General features: G+C 65.5%; 12 protein-coding genes. 3 read left to right on the top strand and 9 right to left on the bottom strand.

The genetic code is table 11. From position 1 onward, the window contains the following. The first annotated feature begins 23 nt into the window (after positions 1-23). The 3 genes from HU825_RS01505 (at position 24) to rfbD (ending at position 3,110) form a co-directional block, all read left to right on the top strand. Entirely contained in the window at positions 24-1,196 is a 1,173-nt protein-coding gene (locus tag HU825_RS01505; RefSeq protein WP_054095260.1) for a pyridoxal phosphate-dependent aminotransferase, read from the top strand. Continuing rightward, the gene (gene sfsA, locus HU825_RS01500) at positions 1,196-1,924 is read left to right on the top strand and encodes a DNA/RNA nuclease SfsA (RefSeq protein ID WP_054095259.1); all 729 of its coding nucleotides are present in this window, start codon (positions 1,196-1,198) and stop codon (positions 1,922-1,924) included. The genes HU825_RS01505 and sfsA overlap by 1 nt, the downstream gene beginning before the upstream one ends. Before the next feature lie 280 nt (positions 1,925-2,204). Next, positions 2,205-3,110, top strand: a complete 906-nt coding sequence (gene rfbD, locus HU825_RS01495; protein ID WP_077681969.1) for a dTDP-4-dehydrorhamnose reductase — start codon at positions 2,205-2,207, stop codon at positions 3,108-3,110. A gap of 200 nt (positions 3,111-3,310) precedes the next feature. Here the strand turns inward: rfbD and HU825_RS01490 are convergent, their stop codons facing one another. From HU825_RS01490 to prmA, 9 genes are all read right to left on the bottom strand, one after another. Next, entirely contained in the window at positions 3,311-4,036 is a 726-nt protein-coding gene (locus HU825_RS01490) for a VC0807 family protein (RefSeq protein WP_054095257.1), read from the bottom strand. Between the two features lie 78 nt (positions 4,037-4,114). Beyond that, on the bottom strand, positions 4,115-5,053 hold the full coding sequence (locus HU825_RS01485) for a lysylphosphatidylglycerol synthase transmembrane domain-containing protein (RefSeq protein ID WP_054095256.1): 939 nt from the start codon (positions 5,051-5,053) through the stop codon (positions 4,115-4,117). A gap of 221 nt (positions 5,054-5,274) precedes the next feature. After that, complete coding sequence (locus HU825_RS01480) at positions 5,275-8,073, bottom strand: hybrid sensor histidine kinase/response regulator (RefSeq protein ID WP_234302770.1); 2,799 nt, start codon at positions 8,071-8,073, stop codon at positions 5,275-5,277. A 114-nt stretch (positions 8,074-8,187) separates the two neighbouring features. Then, positions 8,188-9,480 (bottom strand): phosphoribosylamine--glycine ligase, encoded by a 1,293-nt coding sequence (purD, locus tag HU825_RS01475; protein WP_234302769.1) that lies wholly within the window; start codon positions 9,478-9,480, stop codon positions 8,188-8,190. 119 nt (positions 9,481-9,599) lie between these two features. Further along, positions 9,600-11,204 carry a bifunctional phosphoribosylaminoimidazolecarboxamide formyltransferase/IMP cyclohydrolase gene (gene purH / locus HU825_RS01470; protein WP_234302768.1) on the bottom strand — a complete coding sequence of 535 codons (1,605 nt, stop codon included), beginning with the start codon at positions 11,202-11,204 and terminating at the stop codon, positions 9,600-9,602. A gap of 70 nt (positions 11,205-11,274) precedes the next feature. Further along, positions 11,275-11,595: a DNA-binding transcriptional regulator Fis gene (gene fis / locus HU825_RS01465; RefSeq protein ID WP_043298129.1), complete on the bottom strand. Its 321-nt coding sequence runs from the start codon at positions 11,593-11,595 to the stop codon at positions 11,275-11,277. Further along, positions 11,592-12,605 (bottom strand): tRNA dihydrouridine synthase DusB, encoded by a 1,014-nt coding sequence (gene dusB, locus HU825_RS01460; RefSeq protein ID WP_043298128.1) that lies wholly within the window; start codon positions 12,603-12,605, stop codon positions 11,592-11,594. The genes fis and dusB overlap by 4 nt, the downstream gene beginning before the upstream one ends. A 177-nt stretch (positions 12,606-12,782) precedes the next feature. After that, positions 12,783-14,015 carry a DUF3426 domain-containing protein gene (locus HU825_RS01455; protein ID WP_102829562.1) on the bottom strand — a complete coding sequence of 411 codons (1,233 nt, stop codon included), beginning with the start codon at positions 14,013-14,015 and terminating at the stop codon, positions 12,783-12,785. 68 nt (positions 14,016-14,083) lie between these two features. Then, positions 14,084-14,962 carry a 50S ribosomal protein L11 methyltransferase gene (gene prmA, locus HU825_RS01450; RefSeq protein WP_234302767.1) on the bottom strand — a complete coding sequence of 293 codons (879 nt, stop codon included), beginning with the start codon at positions 14,960-14,962 and terminating at the stop codon, positions 14,084-14,086. Positions 14,963-15,005 lie beyond the last annotated feature (43 nt).

The following is a 15,005-nucleotide window of genomic DNA, read 5'->3' as shown; positions in this document are numbered from 1 at the left end:
TTCGTCCTCTACAGGTAGGTCAGATGACCGCTTCTTACAGTGCGCGCAGCCGCGCAATCGAACCTTTTCACGTCATGGCCCTGCTGGAGCGGGCCAATCAGCTGCAGGCACTGGGCCGTGACGTCATCCACCTGGAAATCGGTGAGCCGGACTTCACCACTGCCGCCCCTATCGTCGCCGCCGGCCAGGCTGCGCTGGCCGCCGGACATACCCGCTATACTGCGGCGCGCGGGTTGCCGGCGTTGCGTGAGGCGATAGCCGGTTTCTACGCCAGCCGCTACGGACTGTCTATTGACCCCGAACGCATTCTGATTACTCCCGGCGGCTCCGGTGCGCTGCTGCTGGCCGCCAGTCTGCTGGTCGATCCCGGCAAGCACTGGCTGCTGGCCGACCCCGGCTATCCATGCAACCGGCATTTCCTGCGGCTGGTCGAAGGCGCGGCGCAGCTGGTGCCCGTCGGCCCCGAGGTGCGTTACCAGCTCACGCCGGAGCTGGTCGAGCGCTACTGGGACAAGCAGAGCGTCGGCGCGCTGGTCGCCTCGCCGGCCAATCCAACCGGCACGCTGCTGGGGCGTGACGAGCTGGCCGCGCTGTCGGCCGCACTGAAGGCGCATGGCGGACATCTGGTTGTCGACGAGATCTACCACGGCCTGACCTATGGCGTGGACGCCGCCAGCGTGCTGGAGGTCGATGACGAGGCCTTCGTGCTCAACAGCTTCTCCAAGTACTTCGGCATGACCGGCTGGCGACTCGGCTGGTTGGTGGCGCCACCGGGTGCGGTGGCAGAGCTGGAAAAGCTGGCGCAGAACCTCTACATCAGCGCGCCGAGCATGGCCCAGCATGCCGCGCTGGCCTGTTTCGAACCGGCGACGCTGGAGATTCTCGAGGCGCGGCGCGCGGAGTTCGCTCGCCGGCGCGACTTCCTCCTGCCGGCGCTGCGCGAGCTTGGCTTCCGCATTGCCGTGGAGCCGGAGGGCGCCTTCTATCTGTATGCCGATATCAGTGCGTTCGGCGGCGATGCCTATGCGTTCTGCCAGCACATGCTGGAGCGCGAGTTCGTCGCGATCACTCCCGGGCTGGATTTCGGCCGCCATCAGGCCGGCCATCATGTGCGCTTCGCCTATACCCAGGACCTGCCCCGGCTGGAACAGGCGGTGGCGCGGATCGCGCGCGGGCTGCAGAGCTGGCAGGGCTGATGCGCTTTTCCAGCCCGCTGGAGGCGGGCCGGCTGGTTCGCCGCTACAAACGTTTTCTCGCCGATATCGTCACCGATGCCGGTGAGGAGCTGTGTATCCACTGCCCCAACACCGGCTCGATGCTCAACTGCAAGGGCGAGGGCGCACGGGTGTGGTTCCAGCGCAGCCAGGATTCCCGGCGCAAGCTGCCCGGCACCTGGGAGCTGGTGGAAACCCCACAGGGGCGGTTGGCCTGCGTGAATACTGCGCGGGCCAACGCGCTGGTGGAGGAAGCGCTGCTGAACGGGGTGATCGGCGAGCTGGCCGGTTTCCGCGGGCTCAGGCGCGAGGTGGCCTACGGGGTGGAGGGTAGTCGCGTGGACTTTCGCCTCGACTATGCCGACGGGCCGGCGTATGTCGAGGTCAAGAGTGTCACCCTGGGGTTCGCCGACAGCGCGGTGGCGGCGTTTCCCGATGCAGTCACCACGCGCGGGGCGCGGCATCTGCGCGAACTGACGGCGCTGGCGCGCGCCGGCATACGCGCGGTGCAGCTGTACTGCGTGAACCTGTCCGATATCGAGGCAGTGCGGCCTGCTCGCGAGATCGATCCGCTGTATGCGGACGCCCTGCGCGCGGCGCATGACGCCGGTGTGCAGGTGCTGGCCTACGCGGCGCGGCTGTCGCCCGAGGAGTTGCGGCTGGAGCGACCGCTGCCCGTGCTGCTCGATGCTGGCGTGGTACTGGCATGAACGGCGTTTCAGCTCGCGTTCGTCGGCTGCTAGGCGAAAACTTGTAGCAGGATGCGTCCGCCACGGAACAAAGGTCGATTCGATTGGCCTCAACGTGGCCCGGCGCAAGAGCCGGTGAATGCTCTGGTTCGGTGTGTTGAGCCAGGTTTGCGGTGAGCTCGGCGCGCGTCCCTTTTCCCTATGGCGCGAACACGAGCTTCGCGGTGGGCGATGGGCTCGCCCTTTGAATTCGGTACGGATGACCTGCTCGTTGCGGCCGTCCCCATGAGGCGAAGAAACAATGCGAATCCTTGTATGCGGTGCTGGCGGTCAGGTTGGCCATGAAGTGGTCGATCGCGCCAGCGGCTTCGGTCTGGTGGCTCTGGGCCGTACGCGTCAGCAGCTGGATATCTCCTGTGCCGACCAGATTGCGCGCGAGATAGGGCTGCAACGGCCGGGGCTGATCATCAATACCGCTGCCTATACCCATGTCGACAACGCCGAGAGCCACGCCGAGCAGGCCTACGCGGTCAACCGGGACGGCTGTGCCAATCTGGCGGCGGCGGCGGCCCAGGCGGGCATCCCGCTGTTGCACCTGTCGACCGACTACGTGTTCGCCGGCGATGCGCACGTGCCTTATCGCGAAGCCGATCGCACCGCCCCCGGCGGTGTGTATGGCGCGAGCAAGCTGGCCGGCGAGCAGGCCATCGCCCAACGTCTGCCGGCGCATCTCATCCTGCGCACCAGCTGGGTCTACGGCGTGCACGGGAATAATTTCGTCAAGACCATGCTGCGCCTGGCGCGCCAGCGTGATGCCCTCGGAGTGGTCAGCGATCAGGTCGGCTGTCCGACACAGGCCGGTCGTATTGCCGATGTGCTGCTGGAGCTGGCCAGCCGTTACGCGCGTCAGGGAACGCTGGCGTGGGGGCTCTATCACTACAGCGGGCAGCCGCGCTGCTCCTGGTACGAATTTGCCGGCGAAATCTTCCGCCAGGCGCACGATCTCGGGCTGCTCGCGCGCGTGCCGCGGCTTTCGCCGATCTCCACGGCGCAATACCCGACGCCGGCACGGCGCCCGGCCTGGTCCGTGCTCGATTGCAGCCGCTTCGAGGCGACGTTCGGCCTGACCGCACACGACTGGCATGCCGACCTCGCCGAGGTGCTGGCCGAGCTGGCGCGGCAGGAGCGGCGCCCGGCAGCTGTCTGACAGAGGGCCGCGCTACCAGCGAGCGGAGTGCTGCGAACATGCCAGACGCACGGGTGTCACAAAATTACAGACACCCGATAAGCGGAGGTACGGCATGTTGAAATTCATCGGTGGTACGGCGGGAATCATTTTCATCATCGGCCTGATCGTGGTGATCGGCCTGTTCAAGCTGGTGTTCTGACGGAGTCACGCCGTCAGCCTCACTTTTCCGGGCGGCGCTCGTGGGGCGTCGCGATGATGTCTTCCAGACGCAGCCCGGTCAGGCCGTGGATGGTGCGCCACAGGTAGAAGAAGATCGCCATCATCATCACCATGCTAGGGATGGCGATCATCGGATAGCTCAGCAGCGTCATGCGCCCCAGTTCGGCATTGAAGGCCTCGCTCCCGGCCGGGCTGTTGACGATCCATTTGGCCAGCACGTAATTCATGAATGACGAGAAAAAGAAGGTGCCACTGAGCAGGTAGGTCGCCCGCAGCAGTCGTGCCTCGAAATGCGCGGTCTGGCCGTTGCGCTCCAGCTGCTCGTGGATTTTCTCGACATTGAGCACCTTGGGGTTGTAGAGCATCGTGCGGATCAGCGGGTAGGAGGTGCGGGTCGAGGCCAGTACGACGAGGCCGATGATGCCCGGCACCGCCGCTTCCTTGATCGCCAGCCATTGCGTGTCCAGCTGCAGCAGGCCGATGCCCCCGGTGAGCAGCACGCTGACCAAACCGAGCAGGGCGATCCAGTTGAACTTGCGATAGCGCGCCAGCTCCCACAGCCCCCAGCCCAGCGGAAAGGCCAGCGCCAGCAGCAGCGCGCCATCGGCGCCCAGGCGCTGCTCGCCGCTGAGCTTCATCAGGATCAGCGAAGGAATCACGATGCTGATTGCCAGGTCGACCAGCGGACGCGGCTTGTGTTCGGCGTGGTGCAGGGTATCGGTCATGTCTTCGATGCAGCTTGCTGAAAGGGCCGCATGATCGCCCGAGGCGTGCAGCTTCGCCAGTGAATGTTGCGCCGACGGTTAAGTGCTGCGGCGGCGTGCCGACCACTGGCCGGCCTCGAATCCCAGCACCACGAGGATCGCCAGGGCAAACGGCAGCAGCAGGTAGAAGCCGCGAAAGACGATCAGCGCGGCGAGTACGTCGGCCGTGGGCACCTCTGGCAGCGCCGCGAGAAAGGTCACTTCGAGCACGCCAAGCCCGCCGGGCGCGTGGGACAGCAGCGCCAGCGAGAAGGACGCCAGAAAGACTCCGAGAATCGTCAGATAGCCGGGATTGTTGGCGGCCGGCAAGGCGAAATAGATGATTGCCGCCGCGCACAGCAGCTCCATGGGCCCGGCCATCAGCTGCCGTATCACCACCTTCAGCCGCGGGTATTCGATATGCCACTTACCCAGCCGCCACGGCGCCAGCTGGCGCCAGGAGCCGAACACGTAGAGTCCCACCAGTGCCAGCAGCAGGGCGCCTAGTCCGCGCGCGACCCACGGCGAAACTTCGACGATGCGGTCCAGCACGCCCGGCCGCACGAGCAGCACGCCTCCGCAGGCCAGCAGCGTGCCGAGCGCAAAGGTCAGTGAGCAGAAGACGATGAGAATACCGATCTCCTGTGGTGTCAGGCCCTTGCTGCGATACGCGCGGTAGCGCACCACCGCGCCGGAAAATACCGAGGCGCCGATGTTGTGAGCCAGCGCGTAGGTGGTGAAGGAACAGAGGGTGATGAACCACCAGGAAATGCGTTTGCCCAGATGCGCCATCGCGATGCGGTCGTACCAGGCCAGCGCCACATATGCGCCCAGGGTTGCGGCGCCGGCCAGCAGCCAGTGCATCTTGCCGATGGCCAGCAGGCTGTTGCCGAGCTCGTCCAAGGAAATGGTGCGGACTTCGTGATACAGCAGGTAGCCCGATAGCAGTACCGCCACGAGCCCGAACAGGGTCCAGGCGGCATCGCTTTTTTTCATCATCGCTCGGCTCCTTACTTCGCCGGTGCGGTCAGGACGGGTCGAGCCCAGGTGGTGAGTACCCCCGGCGGGGGGCGCAGAGCATTACATGTCTTCGCCGACTTTCACCAGTACTGCTTAATCGGCAGCGGGCAGACGCTTTTGTTCAGTGCCTCGTCCCGGATCGATGACGTACGGGCGCAGACAGGGGGTACAGCGATGAGCGAATGCTCCGGGCGGCGAGATTACTCGGCCAGCGAGCCCGCCGCCTTGATATGTATCCAGTGTTCGATCAACTCGCGCAGCTGCGACAGCTCCACCGGCTTGGCCATGTGCCCGTCCATGCCGGCCTCACGTGCGCGCTCACGGTGCTCGCTGAGAATATGCGCGGTGAGCGCTACCACTGGCGTACGCGGGCGATCGTGAGCGGCTTCCCACAGGCGCAACTGACGGGTGGCTTCGAAGCCATCGAGCACCGGCATTTCGCAGTCCATCAATACCAGGTCGTAGGGGTGGGACTGGATCGCGCGCAACGCCTCTTCGCCATTGCTGGCCGTGTCCGGTTGCAAATGCAGCTTGTTGAGCATGCCGCGGATGACCTTGGTGGAGATGCTGTTGTCCTCGGCGACGAGAATGTGGAAGTCATCCGGCACCTGCAGCGGTGCGATTCCGGGCGGCGGCGAGACGGCGGCACTTCGCTCGCGGCGCTGGTCGCGCTGGGCCAGCTCGTCGGCCAGGGTGGTCTTGAGCGTGTATCCGGCCACCGGTTTGGCGAGGATGCGCTTGATTCCGGCATTACGCGCAATGACCTTGCTCGGCGCGCTGCTCATGCCGGTCAGCATGATCAGCAGAATGTCATGGTTGAGGCTGAAATCTTCCTTGATGCGCGTGGCGAGCTGCATGCCGGTCATGCCCGGCATGTCCTGGTCGAGCAGCACGACGTCGAAATATTCCTTCAGGTGCGTCTTGGTGCGCAGCAGGGCGAGCGCCTCCTTGCCCGAGGCCACGGCGCTGACCTCCAGTCCCCAGCTGCTGCATTGCTGGACCAGCACCTTACGGCAGGTGTCGTTGTCGTCGACCACCAGCAGGCGCGTCCCCTGCAGCGCGCTGTCGAGGGCCGAATCGGCCGGTGCGAGCCCTTCGTTGGCCAGCGGCAGGCTGATCCACAGGATGTTGCCGCGGTCGGTGCCGGTCTGCACGCCCAGCTCACCATCCATCAGCTGCACCAGCTGGCGCGCGATGATCAGACCCAGGCGTCCGCCGTGACGCGTCGCCGCCAGAAAGTCCTGGCTGTCCAGCGCGGCGTTGAGCAGGGCATCGCGCTCGTAGGCTTCCAGCGGGCGGCCGCTATCCTGGACGGTAATGCGCAGGCGTGGTCGCTCGGCAGTTTCCTCGATGGCGGCGATCAGCAGTACCTCGCCTTCGTCGGTCTGTTTGAAGGCGTTTTCCAGCAGGTTGAGCAGGGCTTGGCGCAGACGCGTGGGGTCGCCGGCGAGCACCGGCGGCAGTTGTGGCTGGACCAGGCTGATGAGCTCGACCTTCTGCTGTTCGGCTTTGGCGCGGTAGATGTTCAGGCAGTCCTCGAGCAGCGCATGCAGATCGAACTGTACGTCGTCCAGTTCGATCTGCCCCGACTCCAGCTTGGAAATGTCGAGAATCTCGTTGATCAGGTTGAGCAGCTCATTGCCCGAGCTGTGAATCGTCTGCACGTAGTCGCGCTGCTTGGCCGACAGGGAGGTGCCCAGCAACAGTTCGCTCATGCCGAGCACGCCATTCATCGGCGTGCGAATCTCGTGGCTGACCTTGGCGAGGAAATCGGCCTTGGTCTTGAGTTCGGCGCTGATCACCGCCGCGGCGGTGTGTTCGGTACGGCTGTCGGCCTGCACCTGCCGCTGCCGTTCGAGCAGCGCGAAGCTGAGCATCAGCCCGCTGAGGGTGGTCAGGCTGAACAGCCCGCCGGTAAGCCAGCCCGGGTCGAGCTGGTCGAAGCCCAGCAAGGCGGGAATGAAGAAGATGAAACCGGCATTGAACAGCAGCAGACCGCCAACCACCAGCCGGGCCGGCTGGTAACCCTGCCGCCAGTGGTAGGTCGCCACCGCCAGGGTGCTGAGCGCCGCCAGCAGGACGCAGGCGTAGATGACGCCGCTGTGCCATAGCGACTGCGTCAGCGTAACGGCGCCAGCGAGGAGGAGCATCAGGTTGATCTGCATGCCGAGCAGCCAGTTGATCCAGTTGCGCCGCTGGCGACCGAAGAAGCCCAGCGTGAACCCCAGCAATGCCAGGCAGGCGATCAGCGCGCACACGTCGGCGATCAGCGGCTGGCTGTAGATCAGTTGCGGTAGCCATACCGCGAGTAGGCCAAGGTTGGCCACGGCGCAGCCGAGCAGGGCGGCGTGCAGCAGACTCAGCCAGATGTGGCTGTAACTGCGGGTGTAGGCGAAACGCAGCAGGTTGTACACCGTGAGCAGCGCCAGCGCGCCGAACAGCGCGCCGAACAGATAGGCCGGCTGTGCCTGTGCCACCAGACCGGCCTCGTCGAGAATCCTGAACCAGGACATGACCGGGTGGCTGGACTGCAGGCGGATATACGCTTCGCGCGGGTGATCGTCGTTGGGTAGCGAGAAGACGTAGGCACGCTCCGGCAACGGACGCGAGGTCATCGGCCGCAGTTCGCCGGTGGCGATGTGTTGCTCCAGCACGCCATCGCGCAGCAGGTAGTAATCGAGATACTGCACCCGTGGCGCAAACAGCCAGAGCCAGTGCGGCTGCGTGTAGGGTGACAGACTGACCTGTAGCCAGATGGCATCGTCGCTGGCCGGGCCGGCGTACGCGAGTTTTTCCAAGCGTTGGAACAGCGGGCGCTGCGCCAGCACTTCGTTGAGCGTCAGCCGGCCGGACTGGTCAACCAGCAGGCGCCAGTTGGAGGGTTGCGCGGTGGAATCGACTGTCGTGGAAGGGGATGGGAGCGCGTGTGCCGAGAGCGGGGTCAGCGCAGTCAGGAGCAGGCTAAAGATGAACGCGATGACGATCCGAAGCCGACCCACGGGTGAAGTCCCTTCATGTGTGTGACGGCGGATTATAGCCATGCCGCCGATCGGCTGTAATCGCACGGAGCGCGGAAATCCGGGCTCCGTGCGTGTTTTCCGGTAAGCGGTTGCTCAGCCTTCGCCTCGTTCACGCGCGATAGCGCGGTAGCCGATGTCATGCCGGTGGAACATGCCGTTCCAGCGGATCTTCTCAGCCAGGCGGTAGGCTTGCTGCTGGGCATCGGATACCGTGCGGCCGATGGCAGTAGCGCACAACACGCGACCGCCGGCGGTGACTACCTGGCCTTGGGCGTTCAGCGCGGTGCCGGCGTGGAACACCTTGCCGTCCAGTTGCGCGGCATCGGCTAGGCCTTCGATGACGTCACCCTTGGCGTAGTCGCCCGGGTAGCCACCAGCCGCCAGCACTACGCCCACGGTGGGACGCGGATCCCAGGTCGCCTCGACCTTGTTCAGTGCCTTGGCCAGCGCGGCCTCGACCAGCAGCACCAGCGAGGACTCCAGACGCACCATGATCGGCTGGGTTTCCGGATCGCCGAAGCGGCAGTTGAACTCGATGACCTTGGGGGCGCCGCTCTTGTCGATCATCAGGCCGGCGTAGAGGAAGCCGGTGTAGACGTTGCCTTCGGCCGCCATGCCGCGCACGGTCGGGTAGATCACCTCGTCCATCACGCGCTGGTGCACCTCGGCGGTGACCACCGGGGCCGGAGAGTAGGCGCCCATGCCGCCGGTGTTCGGACCGCTGTCGCCGTCGCCGACGCGCTTGTGGTCCTGGCTGGTGGCCATCGGCAGGACGTGCTCGCCGTCGACCATGACGATGAAGCTGGCCTCCTCGCCATCGAGAAACTCCTCGATGACCACCCGCGAGCCGGCGTCACCGAAGGCATTGCCGGAGAGCATGTCGCGCACGGCGTCCTCGGCTTCTTCGAGGGTCATGGCGACGATCACGCCCTTGCCGGCGGCCAGGCCGTCGGCCTTGATGACGATCGGCGCGCCTTTCTCACGCAGGTAGGCTAGCGCCGGTTCCACTTCGGTGAAGTTCTGGTAGTCGGCGGTGGGAATCTTGTGACGGGCGAGGAAGTCCTTGGTGAACGCCTTGGAGCCTTCCAGCTGCGCGGCGGCGGCGGTCGGGCCGAAGATGTCCAGGCCGCGCGCGCGGAACAGGTCGACCACGCCCTTCACCAGCGGCGCTTCCGGGCCGACGATGGTCAGTTGCACATTCTTCGCGGCGAAGTCGGCCAGCGCCTCGATATCCAGCACGTCGATGGCGACGTTCTCGCACTTGGCTTCGGTGGCGGTGCCGGCGTTGCCGGGGGCGACGAAGACTTTCTCGACGCGTGTGTCCTGCGCGACCTTCCAGGCCAGGGCGTGTTCACGACCGCCGCTGCCGATGATCAAAACGTTCATTTCTCTCTCCCGTTGGGAGCGGGCCTGCGGCCCGCTTGGTGGATAAACAAAGCGTTATCCACCCTTACGATGTCTGGCGTTCGGGGTAGGGTGGATGGCCCAAGCCATCCACCAGCGGATCAATGGCGGAAGTGGCGCATGCCAGTGAAGACCATCGCGATACCGGCTTCGTCGGCCGCGGCGATGACCTCTTCGTCACGCATCGAGCCGCCGGGCTGGATGACGGCGCTGATGCCGGCCTTGGCGGCGTTGTCGATGCCGTCGCGGAAGGGGAAGAACGCATCGGAGGCCATGACCGCGCCCTGCACCTGCAGGCCGGCGTGCTCGGCCTTGATCGCGGCGATGCGCGCGGAGTTGACGCGGCTCATCTGACCGGCGCCGACGCCGACGGTCTGGCGGTTCTTGGCGTAAACGATGGCGTTGGACTTGACGAACTTGGCCACCTTCCAGGCGAACACCAAGTCATGGATTTCCTGCTCCGTGGGCGCGCGTTTGGTGACCACTTTCAGGTCATCGGTGGTGATCATGCCGATGTCGCGGCTCTGGATCAGCAGGCCGCCATTGACGCGCTTGTAGTCCCAACCCGGGGTCCGCTCGGCTGGCCAGTGGCCGCATTCGAGCAGGCGGATGTTGGCCTTGGCAGCGACTACGGCGCGCGCTTCGGCGGAGATGCGGGGGGCGATGATCACCTCGACGAACTGGCGCTCGACGATGGCGCGGGCGGTTTCGCCGTCCAGCTCGCGGTTGAAGGCGATGATGCCGCCGAACGCCGATTCGCTGTCGGTGGCATAGGCCAGATCGTAGGCCTTGCGGATGCCGCCCTCGTCTTCCGGTACCACGGCGACGCCGCACGGATTGGCATGCTTGACGATCACACAGGCCGGTTTGACGAAACTCTTCACGCATTCCAGCGCGGCATCGGTGTCGGCCACGTTGTTGAACGACAGTTCCTTGCCCTGCAGCTGGGTGGCGGTGGCGACGCAGGCCTCGTCCGGCTTCTCGACGTAGAAGGCGGCCTGCTGGTGCGGATTCTCGCCATAGCGCATGTCCTGCGCCTTGATGAACTGCATGCTGTAGGTGCGCGGGAACAGGCTGCGGCCCTCGGTGCTGAGGGTTTGCGCGTTCTGGTCGATGCCGCCGAGGTAGTTGGCGATCATGCCGTCATAGGCCGCGGTGTGCTCGAAGGCCTTGAGCGCCAGGTCGAAGCGCTGGGCGTAGGTCAGGCCGCCGTTCTTCAGGTTGTCGATCACCGCGGCGTAGTCGTCGGCGTTGACCACGATGGCAACGTCCTTATGGTTCTTCGCCGCGCTGCGGACCATCGTCGGGCCGCCGATGTCGATGTTCTCGATGGCATCCGGCAGCGTGCAGCCGGGCTTGGCCACGGTGGCGGCGAACGGGTAGAGATTGACTGCCACCAAGTCGATCGGCGCGATGCCGTGCTCGGCCATCACCGCGCCGTCGAGGTCGCGCCGGCCGAGGATGCCGCCGTGAATCTTCGGGTGCAGGGTCTTCACCCGACCGTCCATCATTTCCGGGAAGCCGGTGTAGTCGGCGACTTCCACGGCATCGACGCCGTTTTCGCGCAGCAGCTTGAACGTGCCGCCGGTGGAGAGGATCTCGACACCGAGGGCGGCGAGTTCACGGGCGAAGTCGACGACGCCGGTCTTGTCGGACACGCTGATCAGCGCGCGGCGGACGGGAAGGCGGGTGGTCTGGTCGGTCATCTCGGATTCCATCAGGACAGAATTGAAAGAAAAAGGGCGCCGGCGCGGCGCCCTTCATCCAGCGAATCGGTTACAGCAAGTCGTACTGCTTGAGTTTCTTGCGCAGGGTGCCGCGGTTCAGACCCAGCAGCTCGGAGGCCTTGGTCTGGTTGCCCTTGACGTAATTCATCACGGTTTCCAGCAACGGCGCCTCGACTTCCGAGAGCACCAGGTTGTAGACGTCCGTGACGTCGGCACCCTCGAGACGGGCAAAATAGTTGTGCAGCGCCTTCTCCACGCTGCCGCGAAGGGTATGCCCCGCTTCGCTCGGCGTGTTGAGGTGCTGCTTCAGGTTCACGTTGTCGCTCACGGATGCGGTTCCAGTTAGCAAGGTTTCGTTCAACAGCGTCATGCGGCCACCCCCTGTCCATCCCCCGAATCGGGCCTTGATCGTTGCTCGGCGAAGAACGCCCGAACGCTGGCAGCCTGTGCCGCCCTGTCTTCCAGGTGATTGAACCGGGCGCGGAATTCCCGGGCGCCCGGCAGTGTTTGCAGATACCAGCCGACGTGCTTGCGGGCGATGCGCGCACCCATGACATCGCCGTAGAAGGCGTGCAGAGCGTCCAGATGCTGCAGCACGGTGGCTTCGATGGCGTCGGAGGATGGTTGGGCCAGTAGCTCTCCGGTGTCGAGGAAATGCTCGATCTCGCGGAAGATCCACGGCCGGCCCTGCGCCGCCCGGCCGATCAGCAGGGCATCGGCGCCGGTCGCCTGCAGCACTTGGCGCGCCTTGTGTGGCGAGTCGATATCGCCATTGGCGAAAACCGGAATGGTTACCTGCTGCTTGATCGTCGCGATGGTGTCGTATTCGGCTTCGCCGGTGTAGAGATCGGCGCGCGTACGGCCATGCACGGCCAGCGCGGCGATTCCACTCTGCTCGGCGATCCGCGCGATCGTCGAACCGTTGCGGTTCTGGCGGTCCCAGCCGGTGCGGATCTTCAGGGTCACGGGCACGTCGACGGCGGCGACCACGGCGTCGAGGATCTGCCCGACCAGCCGCTCGTCGCGCATCAACGCGGAGCCGGCGGCCTTGTTGCAAACCTTCTTGGCCGGGCAGCCCATGTTGATATCGATGATCTGTGCGCCCAGCTCGACGTTGCGCCGTGCCGCCTCGGCAAGCATCTGCGGATCACCGCCAGCGATCTGCACCGAGCGCGGCTCCGGCTCATCGGCATGCGGCATGCGCAGGCGCGACTTGCGGCTGTTCCACAGGCGCACGTCGCTGGTGAGCATTTCCGAGACCACCATGCCCGCGCCGAAGCGTCGGCAGAGCTGGCGGAACGGCTGATCGGTCACGCCGGCCATGGGCGCGAGAATCAGACGATTCGATAAGGTGTAGGGGCCGATGCGTACCGCTGACATGAAGATTCCCTGCCTGGAGCCTGCTTGTTAGGTCGATCGGGACTGCAAAAAAGGGTGGGCATAATACCCGCTCCGGATGACGGGTTAAAGGTGGTTTTGAACAAATTCTGAACAGTCTTCGGCTTATCGCCAATGGTTAGAAGCCGGCGCGGGACGCGGAATACGCTGCTCGCCGCGCTATTCCGGAGAGCGGAAGTTCAGACTGTAGTTCACCGCCTTCGAGCCCGGGTCGAGGATATCCAAGGCGATATGGATGGGGACCTGCGGGGGCATTTCCGTCTGTCCGGCGAGCTCGCCCGACAGGTATTCGCTGGGCTTGAAGCTGCGGCTTGCAATCAGTTTGCCGGTGAGATCGGCGAAGCGGATTTCCAGCAACGGAAACGGTTGGGCGAAGGGCGCACGGTTGTAGATGATGGCGTCCACCACCAGTGCGCCGCGAAAGTCCGGATGGCTGCGCACCACTAGGTTGCTACTGCGAATCTGGCTGACGTCAACCTTGCTCGGCAGGGTGCAACCCAGCGTCGGACAGAGACGCTCGAACCAGGGGCGATAGCGGTCCTGGCGCGCCAGTTCGTCGAAGTTGTACGCCACGTACTGGCCGGCGAGGCCGAGCAGGGCGAGAAGATTCAGCGTGCCCCACGCCAGCCCACGGCCCCAGCGTTTGCGCGGTGGCTGCCAGGCGAGTTGCAGCGGCTCGTCGTCGAGTTCGAACAGTGGTGTGTTCGCCAGCTCCGGCTCGTGGCGCTGATTGGCCGTGTGGTTGGCAGACGATACTTCCGGTGCTGGCGCGGCCGGGGCTTCGTCCGCGCCGCCGATATCGGGCTCCACACGTGCGGGCGTCTCGTCGGCGTGGATCGCCGTGATCCGCTCGCTGGCGGTTGCCGTCTGGCTGGGCGGCAAGGGCGCTGCCGAAGCGGGGCTCGGCGGGAAGGATGGCGTAGTTTCGGTCGGTGCGATCGATTCCGGCGCCTCGATGGGCGCGGGTGAGTCACTCTCAGGCGTGGCGCGCGGTGTATCCGCTACGGCCGGCTCATCCGGCTCGGCGCGCGGCGGAGCAACGACTGCCGGCGGCGTACCGGCGGGCTCGCTGAAGCGCTGGGCAAGCTCGCGCTCCTGCGCTTCCAGCTTGGCCAGTTCCTCGTCGAGGTTGAGGCTGTCGAGATCCAGATCGTCGTGGATCCAACGACTCTCGTCTGCGCTCTGCGCGGTAGACGGCGCAGGCGGCTGAGCCGCCGGGCCGGCGACGACAAGTGGTGGCGTCGGATGCTCGTCGGCCAGCAGCTGACGCGCGGCATTGAACACTTCAAGGCAGGCCCCGCAACGCACCGCGCCACGCGCCGCGCCGAGTTGGCTGTGACTGACACGAAAGCTGGTGCGGCAGTGGGGACATTGAGTGATGAAGCTGCTCATGCGGGGTTCCGGCAAAAATTGCTCGCAAGTCTAGTTCATGCCCGTCGCGTGGCGACAGCGGATGCGGTTCAGCGGCGGGTTCCGCTGATGCGCACCCAGCCGTCCTGGTCGGCGGTCGGGTCGAGATCGAAGGCGCCTTCGTAGGCGCGGCGAACCTGCTCGGCCTGTTCGGCAAGAATGCCGGACAGCGCCAGTCGGCCGCCGGGCTTGACCAGCGTGGTGATCTGCGTTGCCAGTTGCACCAGCGGACCGGCGAGGATGTTGGCGACCACCACGTCGACCGCCTGCGCTGGTAGGTGTTCGGGCAGGTAGACCGGGAAAGCTTCGGCCGGCAGGCCGTTGCGGCCGGCGTTGTCGCGCGAGGCTTCCAACGCCTGTGGATCGATGTCGGTGCCCAGCGCCGATTCGGCGCCGAGCAGCAGTGCGGCGATGCCGAGAATGCCCGAACCGCAGCCGAAGTCGAGTACGCGGCAGCCGGCCAGTTCCTGGCCGTCCAGCCACTCCAGGCACAGCGCAGTGGTCGGGTGGGTGCCGGTGCCGAAGGCCAAGCCGGGGTCGAGCAACAGGTTGACTGCGTCCGGCTCCGGCGCGGTATGCCAGCTCGGCACGATCCACAGGCGGCGGCCGAAACGCATCGGCTGGAAGTTGTCCATCCAGCTGCGCTCCCAGTCCTGATCTTCGATGCGTTCGATATGGTGCTCGGGCAGCTCGCCACCGCGCAGCAGGCGCAGGTGGGCGAGTACCGCGTCCGCATCGGTATCGGCCTCGAATAGCGCAAGCAGGTGGGTGTGACTCCACAACGGCGTGGTGCCCAGGTCCGGCTCGAAGATCGGCTGGTCCTCGCCATCCATGAACGTCACCGAGACGGCACCCAGCGCCAACAGCTGGTCCTCCAGCGCTGCGGCCTGATCGGGGGTTATGGCAAGGCGGATCTGCAACCAGGACATGGGGGCCTCTTGGGAAACGGGCGGGGCAAGGCGCGCAAGCTTA

The sequence above is a fragment of the Pseudomonas phenolilytica genome, assembly GCF_021432765.1.
Taxonomy (GTDB): domain Bacteria; phylum Pseudomonadota; class Gammaproteobacteria; order Pseudomonadales; family Pseudomonadaceae; genus Stutzerimonas; species Stutzerimonas phenolilytica.
Note: the sequence above shows the minus strand (reverse complement) of the source record. Positions and strands in the feature narration are given on the sequence as shown.